The organism is Amycolatopsis sp. NPDC051903 (genome assembly GCF_044452505.1).
Classification (GTDB): domain Bacteria; phylum Actinomycetota; class Actinomycetes; order Mycobacteriales; family Pseudonocardiaceae; genus Amycolatopsis.
Map to the genome: position 1 here is coordinate 13,263 of NZ_JBITBT010000056.1, position 26,304 is coordinate 39,566.

Here is a 26,304-nt window from a genome sequence, read left to right on the forward strand (position 1 = left end):
CCGGCACCCCGTCACCCGGCCACGAAGATCGTTGGCACCGTTGGATTTTCCGTCGCGGGACCGCGCACGTGCGGCCGTACACTGGACCGGCGGCAGCCGCTTCACGTGGCGGAAGGCGACGTCGGTCGAGATCTCCGGGACGCGGTTCCCCGCGCGGACTTCGTTCGCCGACGTGGGGATCAAGAAGAAGTCGTTCTGCGGTTCGTTCAGCAACGACAAACCGTGCCTGCACATCGCCTTCGGGAAGTTCCGCGACGCCAACAAACCGCTGATCGCGAACCTCATCGGATCCCGGTACCTCACGCTCAACAACTCCGTCCAGGATTCCGCGTTCGTGCGCCGGCCACTGGACTACAAGCTGCTGGAACTCGCCGGGTTACCGCATTCCCGGTGCAATTTCGCCCTCGTCCGCGTGAACGGCACGCTGATCGGCCAGGGCACCGGCGCTGTCGCGCCGGGTGTCTTCGTGAACGCCGAGCCCGTGATGCCGCGGTACATCGAGCGCAATTTCGGGCACCTGAAGGGGAATCTGTACGAACTCGAGCACAAAGACGACTTCGTCGACGGGCGGTTCGACTTCATCGGCGTGGAAGACCTGTCGAAGTTCGACGACAAAGCCGACCTGCGCCTCGCCGTCGACCACATCGCCGCCCACGGGCTCGCCGGGGCGGCGGAGGTGTTCGACCTCGACCAGTTCGTCAAGCTCTACGCGATGGAGTTCTTCCTCAAGCACTGGGACGGCTACTCGGGCAACACGAACAACACCTACGCCTACGACGACGTCGACGCCGTCGCTTCCCCCGGCGTGGGCGAAGTGAAGTTCAAGCTCATCCCGTGGGGCGTCGACCAGACCCTGCAACCCGCGCGGCACTTCACGGTCCGGACCAGCGGCCTGCTGGCCAAGCTGGTCCGCGACGGCGCCGGCCGCCGCGCGCAGCTGATGGACCAGATCCGCACCTACCGCGACACCGTCTTCGGCCGCAAGACCCAGCAGGAAGTGCTGACGCCGCTGCTCGAGCGGATGGGCACCGTGCTGACGAGCCTCGGGGTGCCCGACGTGCCGGCGCAGCTCATCACCGTCCGCAAACAGCTGCGGCTGGCCACGTCCGCCGGCTACCTCTGCGCGGGCCTGCCCGGCCCCGGCGGCGCGTACGTCCGGGAGGACGCGACCAACGAATGCCTCCACGCGAGCACCGAACCGATCCCCGCGGCCCCTGGCGCCCCGCCGAACTTCGAGGTCGTCCACCGCCCCCGCCCGGGCGGCGTCGAGGACTCGGACCTGTGGTCCTTCGGCACCCTCGGCGCCGGCACGTCGCTCACCGGCAAGGCGACCGGCCGGTCCCTCCACGCGAGCGCGACGACGTCGCCGCAAGGCCACCAGCTGCTGTACACGTGTGCCGCCAACAACTCCGACCACGCTGACGAGTTCACCGTCACCACCCTCGACCCGGTCGGCGGCGACTCCAGCTTCAGCGGCTACTTCACCCTCACCAGCGTCCGCACCGGCCAGGGCTCGACGTTCGGCGCCGATCCGACGCAGGACGGGAAGCCGCGCGTGTACCAGGATCCGGCGCCGTCGAAGCTGTACTTCACGTGATCACGACCCGGCGTGGCCGCGTGAACTCGAGGATCCGCTCCCGTGCGGTGGTCGGCGGTTCGGCGGGCAGCCGGTTGATCCCGATGCTGCCGGCCGGCAGCATCGCCACGGCCCGCTCGCGCCGCGCCCCCGAGTCCGTGAACAGCGCGACCGCCGGCACCCAGCCGCCGGCCTCGACGAGGGAGAGCGCTTCGTCGAAGCCGTCGTAGGGCGTGACGGTGACGAGCGGGCCGAAGGGCACCTCCGCCGCCGGGTCGACGCCGGCGAGGACCGTCGGCTGGAAGAAGAAGCCCTTGCCGTCGGCGCGAGCGCCGCCGGTGGCGAGGCGGGCGCCGCGGGCCACGAGCTCACCGGTCGACCGCACCAGGGTGTCCAGGCGCGCCGGGCCGGCGACCGGGCCGAGTGTCGTCGCCGGATCACGGGCCGAACCCAGCTGAAGCGAACGCGCGAAGGTGCTCAACGCGTCCGCGAAGGCGTCGTGGAGGTCGCGGGGCACCAGGTAACGGGACGGCGCCGCGCCCGACTGCCCGGCGCAGGCGAACGCGGCCGAGCCGGTGACGGCCACGACGGCGGCGGGATCGGCGTCCTCGCCGGCGAGAACCGGCGTGTGGCCGTCGAGGTCGACCACGCACCGGATCAGCCGGCGTGCGGCCGGTTCCGCCAGGGATCGGGCCGCGGTTGCCGGACCGCTGACCGCGACGGCGTGGACCACCGGCGAACGCAGCAGCTGCTCCGACACCGCCGGAGCGTCGCCGAACACCAGGTTCACGACGCCGTCGGGCACACCCGCTTCGGCCAGCGCCTGCACGACCAGAGCCGCGGCGCTCGGCGCGTTCACCGCGGCGTTCAGCACCACCGGGCAGCCGGCCGCCACGGCCGCGGCGAGGTGCCGGGCGGCCGGCACCACCGGGGAGTACCACGGGGTCACCACCGCGACGACCCCGAGCGGAGCGGGAAAACTCCTCGCCCCGGCCGGCAGCTGCACGGCCTGCTCGCCCGTGTGCCGGAGCTCCTCGATCGCCCGGGTGATCTCACGCCGGGCCTCGGCGCGGGTCCGGCCGAGTTCGGCCACCAGCGCCGAGGCGGCCCGCCCGGCGAGGGCGAGCAGGGTGTCCGCCGCCCGCTTGAGCACCGCGCCGCGTTCGGCGGGCGGGGTGGCGCTCCAGCCGGGAAACGCGCGGTGCGCGACGCTCAGCGCGTACCGCACGTCCGCCTCGCTCGCCAGCTCGACGACCCCGAGCCGCCGGCCCGTACCGGGATCGGTGACCCGCAGCTGCCCCGCCCCGCCGCGACGGTGGTAGCCGTCGGCGAACAGCTGCACGTCAGTGGGCACCGCTCGCTCCGTTCACATTCCGTTCAGCACCAGTGAAACCAGTGATCAATCGAGAGGATAGTCAAGATTTCTTATCGTTTTCGCGCTTCCGGCCGAACGGCCAGCGCCGGCCGATCGCGACGTGCAGGATCACCGAGGTACCGACGGCGTTGAGCGTGACGTGGCCGACCCAGTCGATCGCCGAACCCCGGCTCCACGTCAGCGAGTCAGCCACGGCCAGCAGGGCGAAGTGCAACCCCACGGCGACCACCAGCGTGAGCGCCAGGGCCACCGCGCGTTCGAGCCCCGCCGGCCACCGCGCCGGGAACGCGTCCTCGAAGAGCATGCCGACGAGCAGGCCCCCGGCGACGAAGTCCCCGGCCATCGTGGTCACTGTGGCCGGGTCGGCGCCGAGCACGACCGCCACCACGACGTAGGTCAGGATCCCGCCGCCGAGGCTGACGACGTTGGCGCACGCGAACCGCACCCCCTGACGCGGCACCAGCCGGAACGGCCACCCGCGCCACAGCACGAACAACCACACCTGCCAGGCCCCGACGCACGTGAGCACCGCGCCGAACTGGCCGCCGGTGAGCACGCCGGATCCCTCGCCGTGGAACGGTTTCCCGCCCAGCAATGCCATCCACAGCACGAGCGCGATCACCCACGCCAGCACCACGGACACCACGCCGCCCGCGATGGACCCGACGAACCGGCGCACCGGCCAATGCTCACTCACCAGCGTCAGCTGCAGCATCGCCACGAACGCGGCGCCCGCCAGCGGCATCGTCGCCGGGAAGGTGCCGAGCTCCGGCTTGCTCGGGAACGGGTCGAACACCGCACCGAGCGAGAAGTGCCCCACCAGGGCCGCGCCCAGTGTCGTGAACACCACGGCGGCGACCACGATCAGGACGGTGTCGGCCCACCCGGCCCAGTCCGGGCCGAGCCGCGTGCCCGGCCAGTCCTCCCACCAGAACGCGATCATCGCGACCACCGGCAGGGAGAACGTGACCAGGGGCGCGAACACCAGCAGCGAGCCCTCCGCGCCACCGGCCGCGACGGCGAGCAGGACCGCCACCGGGATCACCAGCGACAGCCCCGCCACCCCGAGCCACGGTTGCCGCGCCCAGCGCGAAACCCCCGGCCCCGCCGGTTCGGCCCGGCGGTGCCGGTCCGGCCGGCTGATCGCCGGTCTTCGGGCGTTCGTCTTCGTCGTCACGACCAGCTGTCCACCGGGTCCATCACCAGCTCGGCCGCGATCGGGAGCTCGCGGACCCGGCGCCCGGTCGCGTTGAACACTGCGTTGCCGATGGCCGCCGCGACGCCGACCTGGCCGACTTCGCCGACGCCCTTGACGCCGAGGGTGTTGACCACGTCGTCGGCGACGGACACGAACTCGACCTGCACGTCGGGCGCGTCGGCGTTGACCGGCACGAGGTACTCGCCCAGGTTCCCGGCGCCCCAGCGGCCGCCGCGCGGGTCCATGCGGTTGCCCTCCAGCAGGGCCTGGCCCATGCCCCACAGGATGCCGCCCATGAGCTGGCTGCGGGCCAGCTTCGCGTTGAGCACCCGGCCGGGGGCGAACGCGCCGAGCAGCCGCCGCACGCGCACGAGCCCGAGGTCGGGATCCACGGCCACCTCGGCGAACTGCGCGCCGAACGTGAGCAGGCCGTGCGGCGTGTCCAGCGGCGGCGGGGTCCAGCTGCCGAGAGCCTCCACTTCGGACAGCCGGTGGCGCTGCATCAGGTCGCCGTAGTGCTCGCCCTGCGCGGTGTCACCGCGCAGCTGCATGCGCCCGGCGGCCACCTCGACGTCCGCCGGCTCCGCGCCGTGCAGGGGCGATCCCTCGTCCGCCACCGCGAGGTCGACGAGCTCGCGGCGCAGGTTCGTCGCCGCGTCGTGCACCGCCGCGCTGATCATGCCCGCGCCCGCGGAGCCGACCGCGGCGCTGATGTTGGGCAGATCCGTGGAGCCGCCGTGGAACCGGGTGTCCGCGAGCGGCACCCCGAGCGCGTCGGCGCCGACCTGGGTCATCGCCGTGAGCACGCCGGTGCCGAACTCCTGGGTGCCGGCCTCGACCACGGCGCTGCCGTCGGCGTAGAGCCGGGCGCGGGCGCGCTGCGTCGGCATGAACAGCGGCACGGGGTAGGCGGCCGACGCCATGCCGGTGCCGATCAGCCAGTTGCCGTCGCGCCGGCTGCGCGGCACCCGGGTTGTCGCGTCCCAGCCGAACTTCTCCGCGCCGAGCCGCAGGCACTCGGGCAGCCCGTCGCTCGACCACGGGTTGCCGCGGTCGTCGACGTCGGTGTGGTTGCGCAGCCGCAGTTCCACCGGGTCGACGCCGAGCTCCACGGCCAGCTCGTCCATCGCCGTCTCCAGCGCGAACGAGCCCGCGGCCTCCCCCGGCCCGCGCATGAAGGTGGGCGTGAGCGTGTTGCCGCGGATCATCCGGTGCACGCCGCGGAAGTTGGGGCACTTGTACAGCTGCGACGAAACGCCCGTCGCCGGCTCGGCCCACTCGTCGAACGGCGAGGTGATCGAGAGCTTGCGGTGGTCGAGCGCGGTGAGCCGGCCGTCGCGCGTCGCGCCGAGCGACAGCGCCTGCTCCTGCTCCTCGCGGTGCCCGGTGGACGTGTAGGTCTGGGGCCGCGTGAGCACGAGCTTCACCGGGCGGCCGACGTGCCGGGCGGCCATCGCCGACAGCGTGACGTGCGGCCAGATCATGGCCTTGGACCCGAAGCCGCCGCCCACGAAGTTCGCGATCACCCGCACGTTCGCCAGCGGCAGGCCCAGCAGGTGCGAAACGGTGAGCTGGCTCGCCCGGATCCCCTGCGTGGAGTCGTAGATGGTCACCTGGTCGCCGTCCCACACGGCGGTCGACGCCGGGGGTTCGAGGGCGTTGTGGTGGTTGGCCGCGAACCGGAACTGCAGGTCGAGCCGGACGTCGGCATCGGCCAGCGCCGCGTCGACGTCCCCGCGCTCGGTGCGGCCCGGCATCAGGCCGCCGAAGAGCCGCTCGGCCTCGAACGCCCGGTCGCGGCCTTCGTCGATCGTCGTCGTCGAGGGCGTGCGCTCGTAGCGGACCCGCAGGCGCGCGGCGGCGTGCTGGGCGCGTTCGTGGCTGTCGGCGACGACCACGGCCACCGGCTGCCCGAAGTAGTGCACCTGGTCGTCCTGCATCGGGAAGAAGCTCGCGCCCGGCGCGGGGCCGCCGACGAGCGACGGCAGCAGCTGGGGCCGTCCGACGATCTTGCCCAGGTTCTCGTGGGTCAGCACGGCGAGCAGCCCGTCGGCGGGGCCGAGTGGTTCGAAGCCCGCGACGCGGCCGCTCGGCACCGTCGCGCCGACGAGCACCGCGTACGCCAGGTCCGGCAGCACGATCTCCGCGGAGTAGCGCGCCGCGCCGGTCACCTTCGCCGGTCCGTCCACCCGGGACACCGGCTTGCCGATCGCTGAGGTCATCGTACTTCTCCCTCGATCAGGGTGGTGAGACCGCGGACGACGGCGCGTCTGGCGAGTTCGGCCTTGAACGCGTTGTCCCGGCGCACGTCGGCGCCGCTGAGCTCCGCGGTGGCGGCTTCGACGAACTTCTCGCGCGTCGCGGGCGCGCCGAGGAGCACTTCCTCGGCCCGCCGGGCGCGCCACGGCCGCGTGGCGACGCCACCCAGGGCGAGGCGCACGTCGCGCACGATCCCGTCTTCGACCTCGAGCGCGGCGGCGACCGAGACGAGCGCGAACTCGTACGACTCGCGGTCGCGGAACTTGAGGTACACGGAGTTGCGCGCGATCGGCAAGGCCGGCAGGTCGATCGCCTCGATCAGTTCACCGTGCGCGAGCGGGTGCTCGACGTGCGGCTGGTCGCCGGGCTCGAGGTAGAACTCGTCGATCGGGATCGCCCGCGAACCGTCCGGGCCGGTGGTGTGGACCACGGCGTCGAACGCGACCAGCGACACGGCCACGTCGGACGGGTGCGTCGCGATGCAGTGCTCACTCGTGCCCAGGATCGCGTGGCCGCGGTGCAGGCCTTCGAGCGCGGAACAGCCGGAGCCCGGCTCGCGCTTGTTGCACGGCGAGAGGTTGTCGCGGAAGTACGTGCAGCGCGTGCGCTGGCACAGGTTCCCGCCCATCGACGCCATGTTGCGCAGCTGTTCGGACGCGCCGAGCAACAGCGCCTGCGACGTCGCGACGTAGCGCTCGGCCACCAGCGGATGCCGGGCGACGTCGGTCATCCGCGCGAGCGCGCCGAGGCGCAGACCGCCGCCGGGCTGTTCCTCGATGTCCGCGAGCGGGAGCGCGTTGATGTCCACGAGCAGGTCCGGACCGTGGACACCGAGCCGGACCAGGTCGACCTGCGTGGTGCCACCGGCGAGGAACGCGCTGTTCTCGTGGGCGGCGACGGTTTCGACGGCGCTGCGCACGTCGAAGGCGCGGGCGTAGGAAAGGGGACGCACGTCAGGCCTCCCGCTGCTGGTCGCGGACGTCGCGGATGGCCGCGCGGATGTTCGGGTACGCGGCGCAGCGGCAGATGTTGCCGCTCATGTATTCCGCAATGGACTCGTCGTCCTCGGCGTTGCCCTCTTCGATGAGCTTGATCGCCGACATGATCTGCCCGGCCGTGCAGTAGCCGCACTGGAACGCGTCGCGGTCGATGAACGCCTGCTGCATCGGGTGCAGCTCGCCCTCGCGCGCGATGCCCTCGATCGTCGAGATCTCGCGGCCTTCGCACGCGACGGCCAGCGTCAGGCAGCCCAGCACCCGGCGGCCGTCGACCCAGACCGTGCACGCGCCGCAGGTGCCCTGGTCGCACCCCTTCTTGGAACCGGTGAGCCACAGGTGTTCGCGCAGCGCGTCGAGCAGGCTGACCCGGGGTTCGAGCTCGAGGGCGTAGTCGCGGCCGTTGACCGTCAGGATGACGGGTTCGGTGGCGGGGCCGCGAGGCCGCGTGGGCGTGTCCTGGGCCGGTCCGGCCTCGGGTACCTCGAGGTCCACGGAAAACTCCTCTTGAAACGACGGATGGAGACCGGCTCCGCTGGTGGCGGAGCCCCAGTCATCGTCATCGCGGGAGCGGCCGCGGTCCATCGCACGGACGTGCCATCCGCGAGCGGGCTCGTGCGGTGCGCACGGCGTCGCTCGCGCACCACGTCAGGCGTCGGCCTCGTGGACGATTTTCGCCAGCTCGCGGCGGGAGTTGATGCCCAGCTTCGCGAACGCGTTGCGCAGGTGCGAGTTCACGGTGTGCGGGGAGAGCACGAGGCTCGCCGCGGCTTCGCGGTTGGTCGCGCCCTCGGCGATCAGGCGGACGACCTTGAGCTCCGCGCTCGTCAGGCTCGCCCACCCGGATTCGGGGCGGTCCCGGGTGATCACGCGCCGGCGCGCGCCCTTCTCGGCGAGGGCCCGGCCGAGGCGGCGCGCGTCGGCGACCGCGTCGAGTTCGAGGTAGGTGTCGAACGCGGTGCCGAGGTGGCCGAGGGCGGCGCGTTCGTCGAGCTCGCCGAGGAGCCGGCCCGTGTCCTCGGCCGCCGCCGCGAACAGCAGCGGGCGCTCGGTGTCCCCCAGCAGCCGCGCGGCATCCGCGAGCACCTGCGGGTCGCCCGCGAGCAGCCCCGCCACTTGCGCCGCGACGCCTTCGTACACGCGGATGCCCGGATTCTCCCGGTACGGCACGGTCACGGCCTCCGCCGCCCACTCGGCCGCCGTGAGGTCGCCCGCCGCGAGCGCCGTGCGCACGACCGCGACGTGGTAACCGAACTCGTGGGGCAGCAACGGCGGCGTGGCCGGCAGCGGGTCGTCGCCGAAGAACCGCAGCGCCCGCACGGGATCGCCACGGCGCAGTTCGCGTTCGGCGAGCACCCGCCGCGCGAGGCGCCGGACGTTCGGGCTCACGCCGCCCGCCATGCGGCGGGCCCCGCCGACCGCCCGCCGCGCGAATTCGGCGTCGCCCTGGTGGGCGTAGAGCGCCGTCCACACGGAGAAGCGGACGATGTCGTCGAAGTCGCCGATGACCTCGCCTTCGCGCTCGCCGGCGATGGCGGCGAACTCCTCGCGGACCTCGCACAGCCGCCCCGCGGTCAACGACAGCAGTCCGCCGAACTGCTGCCAGGCGCCCACGAACACGTCGGCGGACACGTGCCGCGCGCGGCTCACCGCGGTCCTGAGGACACCGCGGGCGTCGGCGACCCGGCCGGCCGTGGCGAGCACGTCGGCGTGGTGGAACGGGACCATCTCCTGCCAGCTCTCGTACGGCGCGCCCCGCACCTGCTCGGCCGCCGCCTCGACCCGCTTGAGCGCGGCGGTGATCCGGCCGTGGGCCGTGTCGACCGCGGTGAGGGCGAGCTCGGTGACGACGCGGGCGTGCAGGTCGTCGCACAGGTCCACACCGGCGGCGCGCTTCTCCGCTTCCGCGGGCCGCCCGCTCGTCGCGAGGTTGTACGCGAGCCACGCCTGGTGCCGCGCGCGCAGCACGGCAGGCAGGTTCGGCAGCTCCAGCGCGAGGACGTTCTGGCGCAGCCGGTCACCGGTCGGGCGGGTGGGCATGCTCGTGACGCGCAGCCGCACCTCCGCCTCCTGCGCCGGGGGCAGCGCGCCCTTGAGCGCGTCGAGGCCGACGTCGCGGGCTTCGACGTCGCGGCCCGCCCGGTACAGCAGGTGCACGGCGTCGGTGACGAGCGACCACCGCTGCGGGTCGTGGTCCGGCAGCAGCCGCAGCGCGCGCACGCTCAGCTCGGCCGCGCTCTGGGTGTCGGACACGGCGATGGCTTCCACGGCCTGGCGGACCAGCGCGACGGCTTCGCGGTCGCCCACCTCGGCGCTGTCGGCCAGCTGCAGCGCGATCTCCGTCGGCGCCGCGCCGGCTTCGAGCAGGACCCCGGTGACCTCCCGTTGCACCGCGCGCCGCAGCGAACGCGGGGTCGCGTCGACGAGCGCGCGGCGGACGAGGGCGTGGCGGAACCGCACCTGGTCTCCGTGCTCGACGAGGAGGTCGGCCTCGAAGGCCTCGGCGACGGTCTCGATGAGCTCCGACGAGCGCTGCCCGAGTGTCGCGGCCCAGTGCGCGACGGAGAACAGCCGCGGCAGGACGGCGGCGACGCGGATCATGCGCTGGGTGGCGGGCGAAAGCCGCTTCACGCGGCGTTCGACGAGCTGGGTGACCCGCGTGGGCAGCCGGTTTCCGGCCGCGGTGACGCCGGCGCCGGCTGTCGCCGTCAGGCCTTCTTCCCGCACCCCCGCCCCGAGGGCCACCAGCAGCCCGGGGTTGCCGCCGGCCTCGTGCCCCAGCGCCAGGACGTCCGGCCCGGGCCGGCAACCGGCGGTGTCGGCGAGGACGTCGGCGGCCGCCGGTTCGTCCAGCGCGTCCAGGCGCAGGCGACGAGCCCCGGAAGTCTCCAGCCACGCCACTGTCTCCGCGACGAGCGGCGCCGCACCGCCCGGGGTGGCGGCGAAGACCCACAGGACACCCGGGCACGGGACCAGCCGCCGGAGCCCGGCCAGCGTTTCGCGGTGGGCGTGGTGGAGGTCGTCGATGAGGATCACCAGGGGCTCGCCGGCCGCTTCGAGCGCCAGCGCCGCTTCCCGCAGAAACCGCTCCGGCGAGTCGAAGCTCGCCTCGGCCAGCACGCCGCCCTCGGCCAGCGCGGTGAGCAAGGCGGCGAAGGGGTAGGCCTGCTGGCCCTCGAGCGCCGGGCCGGCCGCCGTGCGGACGCCGGCCCGCCGCGCCCGCCCGCGGATCTCGGCGAGCAGCCGGCTCTTCCCGATCCCGGGTGGCCCCTCGACCGCGAGGACCCCGCCGGCTCCGCGCCGCACCGCGGCCACCGCCTCGTCGGCGGCGGCGAGTTCGGCCGCCCGGCCGCGAGTGGGGCCGGGCCGGTCGGCCGGGTCGAGTCTGCCGCTCACTGCCCGTGGTGCTCCTCGTCGATGGTGGCCGCTGGTGTGCCGCATCGACTCGAAACCCGCTCCGGATCCGCTCGCCACGCGACGGCCGGGTGTGCCCGGGCCTGCCCCGCGATGCGGCAGTCCCCCGAAGCTAACCAGCGGCCCCGGGCCGCTCAAGGAACCCGAGGGCGGCGGTGACGTTCGGGCAGTCATTCGTCACAAGCCGGCCCTCGGGGCCACGCACTCCCCGATCGCCGCCGGCGTCCGGGAAACCGACGGCGATCGGGTGGCTGCTCAGCGTTCGCCGGTTCCGCCCGGGCGGTAGAGGTGGGCGAGCGTCGCCATGTCCTCTTGCCCCAGACCGGCCGCCTGGGCGCGGTGGACGACGCCGACGGCGGTGCGCACGGTCGGGGCGTCCAGGCCCGGGTCGGGGACCGCGTCGAGGAAGAGTTCGAGGTCCTTGCGGACCACGTCGACGGCGCAGGCCACCGGGGGCAGGCCCGCGGCGAGGAACGCTTCGCGCTTGTAGCCGACGAACGGCGCGGCGATGGCGGACGAGCCGATCGTGTCGTAGGCCGTGCGCAGATCTATGCCCGCGCCCACCGCGGCGCCCAGGACCTCGCCGAGGGTGGCGTTGAACGTGTGCAGCAAGGCGTTGACGCAGAGCTTCAACGTGGCCGCGGTGCCGATCGGTCCGATGTGGATGGTCTGGCGGCCCAGGTGCCGCAGCACCGGCTCGGCGGCGGCCAGCTCGTCCGCGCCGCCACCGAACATGATCGTCAGCGTGCCGCCGCGGGCGGCGCCGACCGAGCCCGACACGGGAGCTTCGGCGAAGCGGAGCCCGCGCCCGGTCACCGCACCCGCGACTTCCCGCGACAGTTCGGGACCCGAGGTGCTCAGGTCGAGCACGAGCGCCTTCCGCGGCACGGCGTCGAGAACGCCGGCGACCACAGAGCGCACCGCCCGGCCGTCCGCGAGCATGGTCAGCACCACATCGGCGTCGCGCACCGCGTCCGAAGCCGAGCGCGCGAGCCGCTCGGCCGGGATCCCCGCCCGCGGGCCCCGCGCCGGATCGCGGTTCCAGCCCGTGACGTCGACATCCCGGTCGAGCAGCCGCAGCACCAGCTGCGACCCCATCGCGCCCAGTCCCAGCACCGCGACCTTCACGCGCGCCTCCCCGGATCGATCAGCACCTTGCCGTCCACTTTCCCGGCCGCCAGCCGCGCGAGGCCCCGGTCGGTGAGGTCCTCGAGCCCGATCACGGAGTCGAGGAGCGCGGCACCGAGCACGCCGCCGTCGAGGATCTCCAGCGCCGGACCCAGGTCCTCGCCGCACACGTGCGCCACCGTCGACTCGACGGTGATCTCCCGCAGCACCAAGCCGAACAGGTCGACCGCGGGTGCCTGCTTGGGCAGGCCGACGGCGAGCACGCGGCCGCCGTCGGTGACCATCCGCACCGCGTTCTCGAACTGCCCGGGCGCACCACTCGCCTCGATCACCACGTCGGCGCCGCGGCCACCGGTCTGCTCGCGCACGGCCTCGACGACCTCGCCCGTCGCATCGACCACCCGCGCGGCACCGAGCCGGGTCGCGCGGTCCAGTTTGTCGCCGGGGAAGTCGAGCACCGTGACCTCGGCGTCGTAGAGGTGCCGCAGCCCCGCGAGCACGAACGAGCCGATCGCCCCGGCCCCGATGACCACGACGGAGTCGCCCGGCCGCACCCCGGCCCGCCGCGCGGCGTGCAGCCCGACGGCCAGCGGCTGGGCCAGCCCGGCGTGGTCGAGGGAGATCCCGTCCGGGATCCGCCGCAGCAGGCCGGCGGGCGCGGCGACGTACTCCGCGAGCCCGCCGGGCGCGTTGAGTCCGAGCGTGTAATAGCGGCGGCACAGGTTGGTGCGGCCCTCGCCGCACCGGTCGCACCGTCCACACGAGACACCGGCACCGGCGGCCACCAGCTCGCCCGCCGCGAACCCGGAGCCACCGGACACGACCTCACCGACGAACTCGTGCCCGATGATCATCGGCCCGAGGTGCCCGCTGCCGGGGTGGCGCCGCGTCAGCGGCACCACCTTCGGGCCGGCCACCCACTCCGTGGCGTCCGAACCGCAGATCCCGCTGCGCCGCACCGCGAGCAGCACCTCACCGGCCCGCGGCTCGGGCACGGGCACCTCTTCGATCCGCACGTCCCGGCGGCCGTGGTAGACGGCCGCGCGCATGGTCGCGGTCACCGCGTGGCCCCGAACTCGAGGTGCACCTTGATGTTGCGCGCGGTGTCGCGCGACGCCGCGATCGCCTCCGCCGCACGCGAAACCGGGAACCGGCTCGTGACCAGCTCGCCCAGGCCGAGCCCGGCGCGGTCGAGGAACCGCAGCGTGTCCGGCCACACCCCCGGCGACCCGATGATCCCGCGGATGGCGAGCTCCTTCGACTGGATGAGACCCAGTTCGGCGGGCGCGCTGCCGCCGACGTCGATGCCGACGTAGACGATCCGGGCACCGTGCGCGGCGACCCGGAGCACGTCGGCCATCACCGCGGGCCGCCCGGTCGCCTCGATCACCACCGTGCCGCCGGCGCCGCCGGTCGCCTCGGCCACCTGGTCCGCGATCGGCGCGGCCGCCGGGTCGAGCACCACGTCGGCACCGAGCTTGCGAGCCGCCTCCGCCCGGCCGGCCGCCGGCTCCACGGTGATCGTGCGGGCCCCGAGCGCCGCGGCGCCGGCGGTGACGCCGAGCCCGATCGGACCGGCGCCGAACACCACCACCGTGTCGCTGGCGTTGACGTTGCCCGCCTTCATCAGGGCGTGGTACCCGCAGCTGAAGGGTTCCACGAGCGCGCCGTCGGTGAACGACAGCGAATCCGGCAACCGGTGCAGCCACGCGGGTTTGGCGACGAAGAACTCCGCCGCCGCACCGCTGATCGAGAAACCGAAGTGGTCGGCGCCGATCACGCACTCGCCCACGACGCGGTCACCGGGCGCGAAATCCGTGACGTCGGCACCGGTCTCGACGATCTCCCCCGACCACTCGTGCCCCGGGATGATCGGGTAGGAGAACGGGATGATGTAACGGCCTTCGAGCAACTCGATGTCCGAGTGGCAGATGCCGACCGACCGGGCCGCGACGAGCACCTCGTCGGCGGCGATCCGCGGCACCTCCAGTTCGTCGACGGAGACCGCGTCCGCGGCGGTGAACCTCAGGGCTTTCATCGGGTGCGCTCCTTTCGGGCGGTGGCTTCGCCGCGGCCGGCCGGCGTGTTCAGGTGGGACTGGGATTCGCGCGCGGTGGCGAGCGCACCGTTCACCCCGATGTAGCGTGGGCCGGCGACGAGCAGTTCCTCGGCCGGGAACTTGGTGATCACCTCGCAGCCCTCCGGGGTCACCACCAATTCCTCCTCGATCCGCGCCGCGCCGACGCCGTCGGCCGAGGGCCAGTACGTCTCGAGCGCGAAGACGTTGCCGACCTCCAGCACCTCCGGGTGCTCCAGGGAAACCAGGCGCGAGAAGATCGGCTTCTCCCAGATGGACAGTCCGACGCCGTGCCCGTACTGGAGCCCGAACGCGGCTTCCTCATCGGGAAAGCCGAACTCCCGCGCGGTCGGCCACACCGACACGATGTCCGCCGTCGTGGCGCCCGGGCGCACCAGCGCGATGGCGCGGTCCATGTACTCGCGGGCGCGCACGTAGGCGTCGCGCTGCGCGCTGCTGGCCGAACCGACGGCGAACGTGCGGTAGTAGCAGGTGCGGTAACCCTGGTGGCTGTGCAGGATGTCGAAGAACGCCGGGTCACCGGGCCGGATCAGCCGGTCGGAGAACACGTGCGGGTGCGGCGAGCAGCGCTCGCCGGAGATCGCGTTGACGCCCTCGACGTACTCGGAACCGAGGTCGTACAACGACTTCGAGACCAGGCCCACGCACTCGTTCTCCCGCACGCCCGGGCGCAGGAAGCGGTAGAGGTCGTCGTAGGCCGCGTCCACCATGGAGCACGCCTGGGTGAGCAGCGAGATCTCGTCGGCGGTCTTCACGCGGCGGGCCTCCATGAAGACCTGCTGCCCGTCGGTGACCGTGACGCCCGCGCGCTGCAGGGCCGCCAGGATCGGCAGCTCGATCACGTCGACGCCGAGCGGTTCGCCGAGCAGCCCGAACTTCTCCAGCTCGCGCTTGATCTTCGAGGCGACCTCGTCGGCGATGCCCGCGTCGGGGTGGAACGCCCCGCGCAGCGTCGAGATCCCGGCTCGGGCACCGGATTCGGCGCGCGGCCGCACGGCGCCGTGGTGCGGCGCGTGCGGGTCGGCGTCGGCTTCGGCGGTCGTGGTGGCGAGCCACGGGTTGTAGAGCTGGTGGTGCTTGGCCGCGGACCCGAAGTCCCACACGATCGGGTCGCTGGTGCGGGTCACCAGCGCGAACCGGATGAGCTTGTCCATCGCCCACGTGCCGATGTGGGTCGCGGACATGTACCGGATGTTCGAGAAGTCGAACGCGAGGACCGCACCGAGGCTGGACTTGTCCAGTTGCTCGCGCAGGCGCTGCAGCCGCTGCGTGCGCAGGAGGTCGTGGTCGATCCGGGTCTCCCAGTCGACGGCGTTGGGCCCGAACGTGGCGATCGGCATGAGTTTTCCTTTCCCCCGCGGCGGCTGACCGCCGGGAACGTGGACGAGCGGGCGGCCTCAGACGAGGACCATCCCGCCCTCGATCGGGATCACCTGCCCGGTGATGTAGTCGGAATCGGGGCCGGCGAGGAACACGGCCGTCGGGATCAGGTCTTCGGGTTCGGCCGGGCGGCCGAGGATGATGTCGCCGGACATCGCGGCGAACCCCGCGTCGCCCTCCCCGATGCGCTCGAGGTCGCGGTCGAGCTTGTCCCACAACGGGGTCCGCACCACGCCGGGGGCGAAGGCGTTGACGGTGATGCCGTGGGTGGCCAGCGCCCGCGCGCCGGACTGGGTCAGCGAGATCACCGCGGCCTTGCTCGCGCAGTAGGGCGCGAAGCTCGGGAAGCCCTGCCGTCCGGCGATCGAAGAGGTGTTGACGATCTTGCCGCCCGTCCCCTGCCGGATGAACTGCCGGGCGGCCTCCTGACTGCCGAGCACGACGCCGAACGCGTTGACGCGGAAGATGCGCTCCCACACGGCTTCGGTGATGTCGAGGAACTTCTCGGGCTCGTTGAAGCCGGCGTTGTTGAAGTACACGTCGAGCCGGCCGAACTCGCTCACGGCCAGTTCGATCGCGGCCCGCACGTCCTCGCGGTCGGCGACGTCCACGCGCCGGTGCACGGCGCGCCCGCCGCTGTCGCGAATGGCCTGCGCCACCGCGGCGGCCTCGGGTTCGTCGCGGTCGGTGACGACCAGGGCCGCGCCCTCGTCCGCCATCCCGCGGGCGAGGGCGGCGCCGATCCCCCGGCCCGCTCCGGTCACCACCACGGTCCTGCCGGTCAGTCGCTCAGCCATGGCCATGCTCCTTTCGTTGAATCCCTGGCGTTCGCTCACGCTGAACAGGCGAGGGCCGTTCCGCGGTGTAGTGCAGGTCGCACCCGGGCTTGTGTACAGCCCCAGCGCACGAACGTATGATCGAGTGAACAGTCGGCGATGGCGCCGTGAACGGAACGGGAGCGGCACCGTGGACGACCGGATCGGCCCTGCCCTGCGCGAAGCACGGGTCAGGCAGAAGCGCACCCTGCGCGGCGTCGCGCTGGCCACGGGGCTCTCGGCGAGCCTGCTGTCGCAGGTCGAGACCGGTAAGTCGCAGCCGTCCGTGAGCACGCTGTACACCCTCGTCAGCCACCTCGGCCTCTCGCTGGACGAACTGCTCGGGCTTGACGTCGGCGGCCGCGCCCCGGCGAGCGAACCGGACGTGCTCGAGACCACCATCCAGCGCGCGGCCGACAACCCGGTGCTGGACATGGACAACGGCGTGCGCTGGGAACGCCTCGCGGTCGACGACCCGCGGTCCGTGGAACCGCTGCTGGTGACCTACCAGCCCGGCGCGAGCAGCTCCGCCGACGGCGGGCTGATGCGCCACCCGGGCAGGGAACACGCGTACCTCCTCGCCGGTGAGCTCACGCTGCGGTTCGAATCGGCCGACCACGTGCTGCGCGCCGGCGACTCGGTCTCGTTCCGCTCCGATCGCCCGCACCTCTACGTCAACCACACGTCCGAGCCCGCGCGCGGGCTGTGGTTCGTCGTCGGCCGCACCGTCTCCGGCCGCGCGCGCGAGCGGATCGCCGGTCCGCCGGCCGAGCTGCTGCGGCTGCTCGGCGGCGCGCACCCGGTCACCGGCGACGAGCGCTGACCCGGCGGTCACCGGTCCGCCGCGGGCGGGATGATCCGCTCCGCGCGCAGGGTCTCGAAGAGCCGGGCGAACGAGTCGAGCGTGCTGGTGTAGCCCGCGAACCCGGCCTTGCGGCTCTTGCTCATGTCGGTCAGGCACTCGATCGGCCGGCCGAGGTCGCTGTCGGTGTGCCACCACGAAGCGACGCGCGCGACGTCCGGTTCCCGCAGCCCGTGGCGCTCGGCGATCCGCCGCCACACCGGGGCGGCGTCGGCCATCTGCTCCTCCAGCGGCGCGGGCTTGCCGTCGAACCCCACGGGCGTGACGCCGAGCAGCTTCGCGATGCGCGGCCACATCCAGCGCCAGCGGAACACGTCACCGTTGGCGATGTTGAACGCCTCGTTGCGCGCGTTCTCGGCCGTGGCCGCCCAGACCATCTGGTCGGCCAGCAGCCCGGCGTCGGTCATGTCGGTGACGCCGTTCCACTGGACCTCCGACCCGGGGAAGCGGAAGTCCCGCCCGGTTTCCCGGCACACGGCCGCGTAGACGGCCAGCGTCATCCCCATGTTCATCGCGTTGCCGACCGCGTGCCCGATCACGGTGTGCGCGCGGTGCACGCTCCAGGTGAAGCCGTGCCGCTCGGCGGCCGCGAAGAGCTCGTCCTCCTGCGCGTAGTAGAAGTTCGGCACGTCGAGGCGCGCTTCGTCCTCGTGGAACGGAGTGTCCGGCGTGACACCGGCGGCGTAGGCCTCGAACGGCCCGAGGTAGTGCTTGAGCCCGGTCATCAGGGCCACGTGCCGCACCGCGCCACGGGCGGTGGCCGCCGCGAGCACGTCGCGCACGATGCCGGCGTTGACCTCGATGTTCTCCGCCTCGGTCGGGCGGCGCGACCACGCGGTGAGGAAGACGTGCGTCGGCGCGGTGTCCGCGAGGGCGGCGCGCAGCGCGGCCGGGTCCTCGAGGTCGGTGCGGACCGGCCGGACCCCGGCGAGGCCGGATTCGCTGCGCCGCGACACGCCGGTCACCGCCCAGCCGCGCTCGACCAGCCGCGTGGCCACCGCGGCCCCGGCGATGCCGGTGACCCCGACGACGAGTGCTTTTTCGCTCACTGTCTCTGCTTTCTGCTCGCGTTCGGTCAGACCAGGGCCGGCGTCCGGCGGCGCACGCGGGTGTAGATCGCGGCGGCGACGAGGATGAGGATGCCCTGGAAGAAGTACTGCCAGCTCTGGCTCAGGTTGAGGAACGTCGTCGCGTTGAGCACTTCCTGGATCAGCGTCGCGCCCAGCAACGTGCCGATGAACGACCCGCGCCCGCCGGCGAGGCTCGCCCCGCCCAGCACGACCGCCGTGATGCTGGAGAGCGTGTAGCTCACGCCCTGCGTCGGGTCGCCGACGCCGATCTGGGCCATCAGCAGCAGCGCGCCGAAGAACGTCAGCACCGCGCACCCGACGTAGGCGAGCACGTGGACGCGGTTCACCTTGACGCCCAGGCGCAGGGCGGACCCCTCGTTCGAACCGGCCGCGCGCAGGCCCCGGCCCCAGGCGGTGAACCGCAGCGCGAGCTCCAGCGCGACCGCGACGACGACCGCCACGAGGAACGCGACCGGCACGAAGCCGACCGACACCGTGATCGCGTCCGTGACCGTCGTGCTGATGAACCCGCCCTGGAACGGCCGCAGCAGCAGGGAGATGCCCTGCAGTCCGATGTAGAGCGTCAGGGTCGCCGCGACCGCCGTGAACCCGCCGAAGCGGATCAGGAGGCCGTTGAGCACTCCGGACAGCACGGCCACCGCGAGCATGATCACGAGCGCGAGCACCATGAGCACCGGGGAATGCCCGTCGGTGACGAAGAACGACGCGATCACCACGAGCAGCCCGGCGAGTGGACCGACCGACAGGTCGATCCCGCCGGTCATGATCACGATCGTCTGGCCCAGGCTGATGAAGGCGAGCGCCGTGAGCAGCGTCAGCAACGAGGTGACGTTGAACGGGGCGAGGAACCGGACGTTGTGCGCGAAGGTGTAGCCGCCGAGCGCGAGGATCACCAGCGCCAGCACGAGGCTCGGCGCGTAGTCCCCCTTCGCGAGGTCCCGGAGGCGTTCGGCCATCGGCGTCCGCGCGGTCCGGGCCTCGGGGGCCTTCTTCGCCGGCGGCGTTTCGCTGCGGAGGGTGGTGGCGTTCACGACCGAGCCGGTGATCTTCTCCTCGGTCACGTCGTCGCCGGTGAGTTCGGCGACGACCTGCCCGCGGGAGAACACGACGACCCGGTCGCAGAGGCCTTCCAGCTCCTTGGCGTCCGAGGACACCACGACCACCGGCACGCCGGACGCAGCGACGTCGCGCATGATCGTGTAGATCTCCGACCGGGCGCCGACGTCGACCCCCTGGGTCGGCTCGTCGGCCAGCAGCAGCCGCGGCGCGGCGAGGAGGGCCCGCGCCATCACGACCTTCTGCTGGTTCCCGCCCGAGAGCGCCATCACGTTCGTCTCGCGCGACGCGGTCTTCACCGAGAGCTTGGCCAGCTCGGCGTCCACTGTGGATCGCTCGCGCTCGCCCGAGACGACTCCCCCGCCGGCGAACGACGGCAGCGCGCTCACCGCAGCGTTCTCCCGCACCGACATCGCCGGCAACAGGCTTTCCCGGTGCCGGTCGGCGGGCATGTACGCGGTCGAGCGGACGAGGGCGCGGCCCCGCAGCCGCGCGCCGTCCAGCACGATCCGGCCCGTCGAGTGCCGCAGTCCGGCCAGCGCGCGCAGGAACTCGCTCTGGCCGTTGCCGACGATCCCGGCGAGCCCGACGATCTCCCCGTGGTGCGCGACGAGCCGCGCGTCGTGGAACCCCTCACCGGACAGGCCGTCGACCTCCAGCGCCACCTTGGCGCCGGCCGGATCGGTGCACTTCTCGGGGAACGTCGAGGCGAGTTCGCGCCCGACGATCATCCGCAGCATCTCGTCGTCCGTGAGGTCGGCGACGGCCGCGTGCCCGCGCGCCCGGCCGTCGCGCAGCACGGTCACCTCGTCCGCGATCTCGCGCACCTCGGCCAGGCGGTGGGTGATGTAGACGACCGCCGTGCCGCGGGCGGTGGCCTGGCGCACCTGGTCGAAGAGGATCTCGGTCTGCTCCGCGCCCAGCGGCGCGGTCGGCTCGTCGAGGATCAGCACCTTCGGCTCCAGCGCGATGGCCTTCGCCAGCTCGAGCAGCTGCTTCTGCGCGACGCCGAGGTCGGCCACGCGGTCCTGCAGCCGCAGGTCCGCGCCGACGCGCCGCAGCAGTTCGACCATCCACACGCGCGGCGTCCCGGCCGGCATCCGCTCGGCGGGCACCGCGAGCCGGATGTTCTCGGCTACCGTCATGTCGGCCACCACGGCGGGGTGCTGGTGCACGATCGCGATGCCGAGCCGGCTCGCGCGGTCGGTGGTGAGCGCCGCGATCGGCTCACCGGCCACCGCGATGGTGCCCTCGTCGGGCTGGGTCGAGCCGGACGCGATGCCCATCAGCGTCGACTTGCCCGCGCCGTTCTCGCCGAGCAGCGCGTGCACCCGGCCGCCGAAGACGTCCAGCGACACCTCGGCCAGTGCGCGCACGGGCCCGTAGCTCTTCGAGACCCCGGTGAGGCTCAGAGCCGCTACTTCGGTCATCTTCCGCCTCCTACTTCAGCGCCGCGATCTGGTCCGCTTTGGACAGCGAGCTGGACACGAACGCGTCGCTCGGCAGGCCCTTGTCGCACGTGACGGGGTGCGGCTGGCCCGAGATGGAGTCCTCGAACGCGGTCTGCGGGTACACCTGGTCCTTCGGCACCACACCGCCGGTCGCCTTGGCCACCGCGACGTCGATCGCGAGGCGCGACATCGCGTTCTGCGAGGACACGGTGAACAGCGGGAACGCGCTGCCGGCGTCCTTCTGCTGCTGCCAGTTGCAGGCGAGCTGGTTGGCGTCCTCGGTCGCGATCGCCGGGATCTTGCGCCCCGCCGAGGTGAAGGCGGAGAACGAACTGGCCAGCGCCGCCCCGAAGTCGGTGGTGATCGCGTCGATCTCCGGGTTCTTCGCCAGCGCCGCGGTGATCACGCGCTGGGTCTGCGCGGCGTCCCAGTTGGTCACCTCGTACGGCGTGGTGCCGACGAACTGGATCCCCGGGTGGTCCTTGAGCACGCTCTGCATGCCCTTGTACTCGTCGAGGCTCTGCGAGTTCGCGGGCGGCCCGCCGAGGTTGAGCACCTTGCCCTTGCCGTTGAGCGCCTTCACGAGCCACTGGCCCCACAGCACACCGGCCTGCTCGAAGTCGGTGCTCACGAACGCGTCGTAGTCCTGGCCGGGAGTTCCGCCGGGGCTGACGCGGTACGGCACGGTGACCACGCCGGCCTTGTACGCGCTGCGCAGGGCCGGCAGCACGGCTTGGCCGGCATCGGGGAACACCACGATCGCCTGCGTGCCCTTGGCCACGAGACCCTGGATGTCCGAAATGGCCTTCTGCGTGTTGCCCTGCCCGTCGGTGTAGGTGAACGACGTGACGTTCGGGCACTTCGCGACCTCGGCCTTGGCTTCGGCCGTGGTGACCTTGCGCCAGTTGTTGTCGCCGAAGCCGTCGGCCAGGCCGAGGGAGATCTGCTTCGAACCGCACCAGGACGGCACGTTCGCGTTGGCGGGCTTGCCCTGGGCGCTGGTCGAAGCGCCGTCGTCCACTGTGCACGCAGTGGTCACCAGGGCGAGGGACGCGAGGCCGGCGAGCACCGACCGGCGGAAGTGACGGGGAGACATGGGAAACCCTTCCTACTGCTGGGTCCGGGGAGTGGGGACACGGCGGAACCAGCCGCGCACGGCGGCCCAGTTCACGGTGTAGACGGCGACACCCGCGGCGAGCGCGAGGGCCTGGACGATGTTGTCCGTCGCCGCGCTGACGCCGAGCGTCAGCACGAACTGGTCGAGCTGGGACAGGAACAGGGCGGCGATGGCGCTGGCGACGGGACTGCCCTTGCCGCCGAGCAGCGACGTGCCGCCGAGCACGACGGCCGCGACCGAGGGCAGCAGCAGCGTGTCGCCCTGGAACGCCCCCGGCGTGGTGACGATGCCGGCCAGGAGGATGCCGGCGGTGCCGTAGAGCAGCGAAGCCCAGACGTACGCGGCCAGCTGGTGGCGCCGCACGCGCAGGCCCGCGAGCCCCGCCGCCTCCGGGTTGTCGCCCACGGCCTCGAACCGGCGGCCCGGCACGGTGCGCTTCATCGCGAAGCCCGTCACGGCGACGAGGACCACGGCGATGTAGACGGCGCAGGGCAGGCCGAGGAACCGGCCGGTGGCGATCGAGTGCAGCGCGGCCGTGGTCGTCACCGGCGAACCACCCGAAACCCCCAGCACCACCGCGTAGAGCAACGCGTTGGTGCCCAGGGAAGTGACGATCGCCGACATTCCCAGCCGGCTGACGACGAGGCCGTTGAGCAGGCCCGCCGCCAGCGCGGCGACGTAGGCCAGCAGCACCGCGGGGAGCAGTTTTCCGTTGTCACCACCGGGGTAGTGGGTCACGATGATCACGCTGAGGGACACGGTGCCGGGCACCGACAGATCGATCCCGGCCTGCTGGACGACCAGCGTCTGCCCGAGCGCGACCACGGCCAGCACGGCGGCGAAGGGCAGCATCCCCTGCAACGAGCTGCGGCCCAGGCTCTCGGGCTGCAGCAGCAGGCTGACGAGGAACAGCAGGACGGTCGCGACGAGGATCGTGACCAGGCCGCGGGAGGCGTGCTGCGCCGTCGTCCGCCGCCACAAGCTCGGCCGGGGCGGATGGCCGGTCCCCGGAGCCGGGGCGGGCGCCGGGGCCGACCGGGTGACGGCCACCGAGCCCCTTGTCGTGTCGCTCATCGGATCGCTCCTCGGGTGCTGCGCGCACCGGTTCGCAGGGCAGGACGAAGTCCGTCCACAAAGGTCTTGCGGACTTCGGGACGGGTTGTTCTGGTGGGGTCAGCCGACCTTGACGAGCAGCTTCTGCGCGTCGCCTTCGGGATCGAGCAGCCGGTCGAACCCGCCGGCGACGACGTCGTCGACCGCGATCACCTCGGTGAGCACCCGCTCCACCGGGAACCGTCCGGTCGCGACGAGCGAGATGATGCGCGGGAAGTCGAACACCGGGTAGCACCACGTCCCGACCAGGCTCAGATCCCGCTGCGAAAGGGCCATCGGGTCGATCGTCGCGGGGCGCACGTGCAGGCCCACCTGGGTCGCGGTGCCGTGGGAGCGCAGGCTGCCGAGTGCCGTGGCCAGGCCGGCCTCGGACCCGGAGCACTCGGCGGCGACGTCGGCCCCGACGCCGCCGGTGAGCGCACGGACCACCCCCGGCACGTCCTCGGCCAGCGGATCGAGCACGGTCGCGACCTCGAGCGCTTCGAGCAGAGCCCGGCGCCGCGCGTTGGGCTCGCTCACGATGACCCGCGCGGCGCCCGACGCGTGGGCGTACAGCGCGGCGAGCGCGCCGATCGGACCGGCGCCGGTGATGAACAGCGTGTCGCCGGCCCCGAACCCGGTGCGGTCGACGCCGTACGCGGCGACCGCGGCCGGTTCGACCAGGGCGCCCTGCACGTCGGAAACCGATTCCGGCAGCACGGCGATCTGGTAGTCGGGCACCACCACCTGTTCGCTGATCCCGCCGCCGTGCCAGCTGAGCCCGGTGCACGCCATCCGCGGGCACAGGTGGTTGAGCCCGCGGCGGCAGTAATAGCAGTGTCCACAGTAGATCAACGGCATCACCGAAACCCGCTCGCCGACGCGGATTCCCGTGACCTCGGCACCGATCTCGAGCACCTGGCCGGAGAACTCGTGGCCGAGCACCTGCGGGGCCGCGGCGTGCGACAGCGGGTGCGGGCTGGTGGGGATCACGATCGGCCCGGCCGCGTACTCGTGCAGGTCGGTGCCACAGATCCCGCACAGGTAGGGCCGGACGCGCACTTCCTTGGCGCCGACCGCGGCCGGCTCGGGTACGTTCTCGACCCGGATGTCGTGCTTGTCGTGGAAGACTGCGGCGCGCATGCTCTACTCCTCGTAGTCTTCGTTGTCTCCGAGAGCCCGCGCAGCCGGGATCCGGGCGCGGACGCGGCGTCGTGATCGCCGGGTGCGTTCCCGTTCGACGACGCTGTACAGCGATAGTGAACAATGAACCGAACGGTGAGTCAAGGGTCAGCGAACAACTTTGCCAGACCCGCAGGTCATGCTCCTTCATCCTTGACAGGACTGGGATCCGGACTGTTCACTTCGAGCAAACGACCGCTGCGAGCCGTCACCGCAGCGCTTCCGGCACCTTCTCTGCCGCCTTCCCCGGAGGAACCTCATGGACCTCGGCACGCGTCTGGGCCACCTGTCCTACTCGACTCTCGTGCACCCGGGTGACACCTGGGACGAGATGAACACCAGCCTCGAGACGTACGTCCCCGAAGTGAAACGCCGGGTCTCGCCGGACGCGCCGTTCGGGGTGTCGCTGCGGCTCTCGGGCGCGTCGGCCGACCGGCTCTCGGACGACGGGCCCGAGCGCGAGCGGCTGAAGAAGTACTTGGCGGAGAACGATCTCTACGTCTACACCGTCAACGCGTTCCCGCACGGGCCGTTCAAGGGCCGCTCGGTGATGGAGAACGTGTACGAACCGGACTGGAGCACCGAAGAGCGCGTCGCCTACACGATGCGCGTGGCCGACGTGCTCGCGGACGTCGCGGCCGACGGCGTCGAGCCGACGATCCAGACGGTGCCGCTGGCCTACCGCCCCAAGGTCACCGGCGAAGCGTACGTGGAATCGTTCACCCGCAACGTCCTGCGGGTCGTGGCCCACCTCGTCGGGCTCGAACGCCGGACCGGCCGGCGCGTGAAGCTCGCGATCGAGCCGGAACCGTTCTGCTACCTGGAAACCATCGAGGAGACGGTCCGCTACTTCACGACGCGGCTGTACTCCTGTGCGGCGGCGGAGGCGCTGTCCGGACTCGCGGACCTCCCGCTCGCGGAAGCGTTCGGGGCCCTGCGCAGGCACGCGGGGATCGTGTTCGACATCGGCCACCAGGCGGTGGAGTTCGACGACATCCCGGCGTCGCTCGACCTGCTCGCGGACGCCGGCGTGCCGATCTTCAAGCTGCAGCAGGCCGCCGCGCTGTGGGTGCCCGAGGTGACCGACGAGGTCGTGCGCGAGCTGGAGCGGTTCACCCGCACCATCTACCTGAGCCAGACGTCGGAACTGCGCGACGGTTCCGTCACACGGCACCTGAACCTCTCCGACGCGATCGCCGCCTGGCGCCGGGAACCCGGTGGCGCGCGCGAGTGGCGCACGCACTTCCACGTGCCGGTCTTCCTCGACGACCTGGGCCCGTTCCGCACCACGCGCTTCGCACTCGAGCAGGCGCTGGACCGGCACCGCGCGCAGCCGCAGTCTTCGCACCTGGAGATCGAGACGTACACGTGGGACGTGCTGCCCGAGCACCTCAAGTCCGGCGACATCACCGACTACGTCGTGCGGGAGCTGGAGTTCGTGCGCGACCGGCTCACCGCTTGAGTCCCGCGTCAAGCTACAGTGAACACTTACTGAACGACAGCACGAGGAGCGAGACGTGGTTGCCAAGCACGAGCCGGCGGAGCACCCCGAGGCCGCGCACCTCGGCTCGAAGCTGCGCGCCCGCCGGCAGGACGCGGGCTTGTCACTGCGCCAGTTCGCGCGCGACCTCGGCTACTCGGCGGCCTTCGTGTCGCAGATCGAGAACGGGAAGTCGCAGCCGTCGGTCGCGACGCTGTACGCGATGTGCAGCGCGCTGAACGTCTCCATCGACGAACTGTTCGCCGGCAGCGGTGCGGACGCGGCGGAAGCGCCCGCGCCCGCACCGGCCGCCGGCGTCGAGAAGCACAGCTTCCACGGCGCTCTCGCGAAGCTCAACGAGGATCCCGAGGAGCACGAAAGCCCCATGCTCCGCCCCGGCGAGCGCCGCCAGCTCGTCCTCGACTCCGGCGTCACCTGGGAGCAGCTCTCGTCCATCCACGACAGCACGGTGGACTTCCTCTACGTCCGCTACGAAGTCGACGGCAGCTCCGTCCCCGACGACAAGCTCACGCGCCACGCGGGCATCGAATACGGCTACATCATCAGCGGCACCCTCGAAGTCGCCCTCGCCTTCGACACCTACCACCTCCACGCCGGCGACTCGATCGCGTTCGACTCCACGACCCCGCACCGCCTCACCAACCGGGGTGACGGGCCGGCGGAAGCGATCTGGTTCGTCCACGGCAGGAATCCGGCTCGCTGACCCTCGGCCGA

The 26,304-nt window shown here is 72.3% G+C and carries 20 protein-coding genes; 4 read left to right on the forward strand and 16 right to left on the reverse strand.

The genetic code is table 11. The features are described from left to right. Nucleotides 1–40: 40 nt before the first annotated feature. Nucleotides 41–1,597: a CotH kinase family protein gene (locus tag ACIA77_RS48845; protein WP_395893063.1), complete on the forward strand. Its 1,557-nt coding sequence runs from the start codon at nt 41–43 to the stop codon at nt 1,595–1,597. Here ACIA77_RS48845 and ACIA77_RS48850 read toward each other — a convergent pair. The 11 genes from ACIA77_RS48850 to ACIA77_RS48900 all read right to left on the reverse strand — a co-directional run bounded on the left by ACIA77_RS48850 (nt 1,590) and on the right by ACIA77_RS48900 (nt 16,220). Next, complete coding sequence (locus tag ACIA77_RS48850) at nt 1,590–2,930, reverse strand: aldehyde dehydrogenase family protein (protein ID WP_395893064.1); 1,341 nt, start codon at nt 2,928–2,930, stop codon at nt 1,590–1,592. The genes ACIA77_RS48845 and ACIA77_RS48850 overlap by 8 nt on opposite strands. A 61-nt stretch (nt 2,931–2,991) precedes the next feature. Beyond that, complete coding sequence (locus tag ACIA77_RS48855) at nt 2,992–4,128, reverse strand: hypothetical protein (RefSeq protein WP_395893065.1); 1,137 nt, start codon at nt 4,126–4,128, stop codon at nt 2,992–2,994. Next, nucleotides 4,125–6,371 (reverse strand): xanthine dehydrogenase family protein molybdopterin-binding subunit, encoded by a 2,247-nt coding sequence (locus ACIA77_RS48860; protein WP_395893066.1) that lies wholly within the window; start codon nt 6,369–6,371, stop codon nt 4,125–4,127. The genes ACIA77_RS48855 and ACIA77_RS48860 overlap by 4 nt, the downstream gene beginning before the upstream one ends. Continuing rightward, nucleotides 6,368–7,360, reverse strand: coding sequence for an FAD binding domain-containing protein (locus ACIA77_RS48865; RefSeq protein ID WP_395893067.1), 993 nt, complete (start codon nt 7,358–7,360; stop codon nt 6,368–6,370). Before ACIA77_RS48865 ends, ACIA77_RS48860 begins: the two co-directional genes overlap by 4 nt. Before the next feature lies 1 nt (nt 7,361). After that, a complete protein-coding gene (locus ACIA77_RS48870; protein WP_395893068.1) occupies nt 7,362–7,898 on the reverse strand; it encodes a (2Fe-2S)-binding protein in 537 nt (178 codons plus the stop codon). A 153-nt stretch (nt 7,899–8,051) separates the two neighbouring features. Further along, nucleotides 8,052–10,799 carry a LuxR C-terminal-related transcriptional regulator gene (locus tag ACIA77_RS48875; protein ID WP_395893069.1) on the reverse strand — a complete coding sequence of 916 codons (2,748 nt, stop codon included), beginning with the start codon at nt 10,797–10,799 and terminating at the stop codon, nt 8,052–8,054. Between the two features lie 273 nt (nt 10,800–11,072). Continuing rightward, nucleotides 11,073–11,945 (reverse strand): NAD(P)-dependent oxidoreductase, encoded by an 873-nt coding sequence (locus tag ACIA77_RS48880; RefSeq protein WP_395893070.1) that lies wholly within the window; start codon nt 11,943–11,945, stop codon nt 11,073–11,075. After that, nucleotides 11,942–13,006 carry a zinc-binding dehydrogenase gene (locus ACIA77_RS48885; RefSeq protein WP_395893071.1) on the reverse strand — a complete coding sequence of 355 codons (1,065 nt, stop codon included), beginning with the start codon at nt 13,004–13,006 and terminating at the stop codon, nt 11,942–11,944. The genes ACIA77_RS48880 and ACIA77_RS48885 overlap by 4 nt, the downstream gene beginning before the upstream one ends. Then, nucleotides 13,003–13,983, reverse strand: coding sequence for a zinc-binding dehydrogenase (locus ACIA77_RS48890; protein ID WP_395893072.1), 981 nt, complete (start codon nt 13,981–13,983; stop codon nt 13,003–13,005). The genes ACIA77_RS48885 and ACIA77_RS48890 overlap by 4 nt, the downstream gene beginning before the upstream one ends. After that, nucleotides 13,980–15,383 carry a M24 family metallopeptidase gene (locus tag ACIA77_RS48895; RefSeq protein ID WP_395893073.1) on the reverse strand — a complete coding sequence of 468 codons (1,404 nt, stop codon included), beginning with the start codon at nt 15,381–15,383 and terminating at the stop codon, nt 13,980–13,982. Before ACIA77_RS48895 ends, ACIA77_RS48890 begins: the two co-directional genes overlap by 4 nt. A gap of 57 nt (nt 15,384–15,440) precedes the next feature. Next, nucleotides 15,441–16,220: an SDR family NAD(P)-dependent oxidoreductase gene (locus ACIA77_RS48900; RefSeq protein WP_395893074.1), complete on the reverse strand. Its 780-nt coding sequence runs from the start codon at nt 16,218–16,220 to the stop codon at nt 15,441–15,443. Nucleotides 16,221–16,389: 169 nt separating this feature from the next. Here ACIA77_RS48900 and ACIA77_RS48905 point away from each other — a divergent pair, with 169 nt between their 5' ends. After that, on the forward strand, nt 16,390–17,061 hold the full coding sequence (locus ACIA77_RS48905) for a cupin domain-containing protein (protein ID WP_395893075.1): 672 nt from the start codon (nt 16,390–16,392) through the stop codon (nt 17,059–17,061). Nucleotides 17,062–17,069: 8 nt separating this feature from the next. On the opposite strand, the gene ACIA77_RS48910 is transcribed toward ACIA77_RS48905, so the two are convergent. The 5 genes from ACIA77_RS48910 to ACIA77_RS48930 all read right to left on the reverse strand — a co-directional run bounded on the left by ACIA77_RS48910 (nt 17,070) and on the right by ACIA77_RS48930 (nt 24,050). After that, on the reverse strand, nt 17,070–18,149 hold the full coding sequence (locus ACIA77_RS48910) for an SDR family oxidoreductase (RefSeq protein ID WP_395893076.1): 1,080 nt from the start codon (nt 18,147–18,149) through the stop codon (nt 17,070–17,072). 26 nt (nt 18,150–18,175) lie between these two features. Then, nucleotides 18,176–20,677, reverse strand: a complete 2,502-nt coding sequence (locus ACIA77_RS48915; protein ID WP_395893077.1) for an ATP-binding cassette domain-containing protein — start codon at nt 20,675–20,677, stop codon at nt 18,176–18,178. A gap of 10 nt (nt 20,678–20,687) precedes the next feature. Continuing rightward, entirely contained in the window at nt 20,688–21,794 is a 1,107-nt protein-coding gene (locus tag ACIA77_RS48920) for a substrate-binding domain-containing protein (protein ID WP_395893078.1), read from the reverse strand. A 12-nt stretch (nt 21,795–21,806) separates the two neighbouring features. Then, complete coding sequence (locus ACIA77_RS48925; protein WP_395893079.1) at nt 21,807–22,889, reverse strand: ABC transporter permease; 1,083 nt, start codon at nt 22,887–22,889, stop codon at nt 21,807–21,809. A 99-nt stretch (nt 22,890–22,988) separates the two neighbouring features. Then, a complete protein-coding gene (locus ACIA77_RS48930; RefSeq protein ID WP_395893080.1) occupies nt 22,989–24,050 on the reverse strand; it encodes a 2,3-butanediol dehydrogenase in 1,062 nt (353 codons plus the stop codon). Nucleotides 24,051–24,348: 298 nt separating this feature from the next. On the opposite strand from ACIA77_RS48930, the gene eboE reads away from it, so the two are divergent. Together eboE and ACIA77_RS48940 are read left to right on the forward strand one after the other, a co-directional pair. Continuing rightward, entirely contained in the window at nt 24,349–25,551 is a 1,203-nt protein-coding gene (gene eboE / locus ACIA77_RS48935) for a metabolite traffic protein EboE (protein WP_395893081.1), read from the forward strand. 55 nt (nt 25,552–25,606) lie between these two features. Next, on the forward strand, nt 25,607–26,293 hold the full coding sequence (locus ACIA77_RS48940; RefSeq protein ID WP_395893082.1) for a helix-turn-helix domain-containing protein: 687 nt from the start codon (nt 25,607–25,609) through the stop codon (nt 26,291–26,293). Nucleotides 26,294–26,304 lie beyond the last annotated feature (11 nt).

Excerpts from the sequence above, each read along its gene's own strand:
- ACIA77_RS48895 (WP_395893073.1), bottom strand. The coding sequence starts at position 15,383 with ATGCCGATCGCCACGTTCGGGCCCAACGCCGTCGACTGGGAGACCCGG.
- ACIA77_RS48860 (WP_395893066.1), bottom strand. The coding sequence starts at position 6,371 with ATGACCTCAGCGATCGGCAAGCCGGTGTCCCGGGTGGACGGACCGGCG.
- ACIA77_RS48915 (WP_395893077.1), bottom strand. The coding sequence starts at position 20,677 with ATGACCGAAGTAGCGGCTCTGAGCCTCACCGGGGTCTCGAAGAGCTAC.
- ACIA77_RS48920 (WP_395893078.1), bottom strand. The coding sequence starts at position 21,794 with ATGTCTCCCCGTCACTTCCGCCGGTCGGTGCTCGCCGGCCTCGCGTCC.
- ACIA77_RS48925 (WP_395893079.1), bottom strand. The coding sequence starts at position 22,889 with ATGAGCGACACGACAAGGGGCTCGGTGGCCGTCACCCGGTCGGCCCCG.
- ACIA77_RS48930 (WP_395893080.1), bottom strand. The coding sequence starts at position 24,050 with ATGCGCGCCGCAGTCTTCCACGACAAGCACGACATCCGGGTCGAGAAC.
- ACIA77_RS48890 (WP_395893072.1), bottom strand. The coding sequence starts at position 13,983 with ATGAAAGCCCTGAGGTTCACCGCCGCGGACGCGGTCTCCGTCGACGAA.
- eboE (WP_395893081.1), top strand. The coding sequence starts at position 24,349 with ATGGACCTCGGCACGCGTCTGGGCCACCTGTCCTACTCGACTCTCGTG.
- ACIA77_RS48900 (WP_395893074.1), bottom strand. The coding sequence starts at position 16,220 with ATGGCTGAGCGACTGACCGGCAGGACCGTGGTGGTGACCGGAGCGGGC.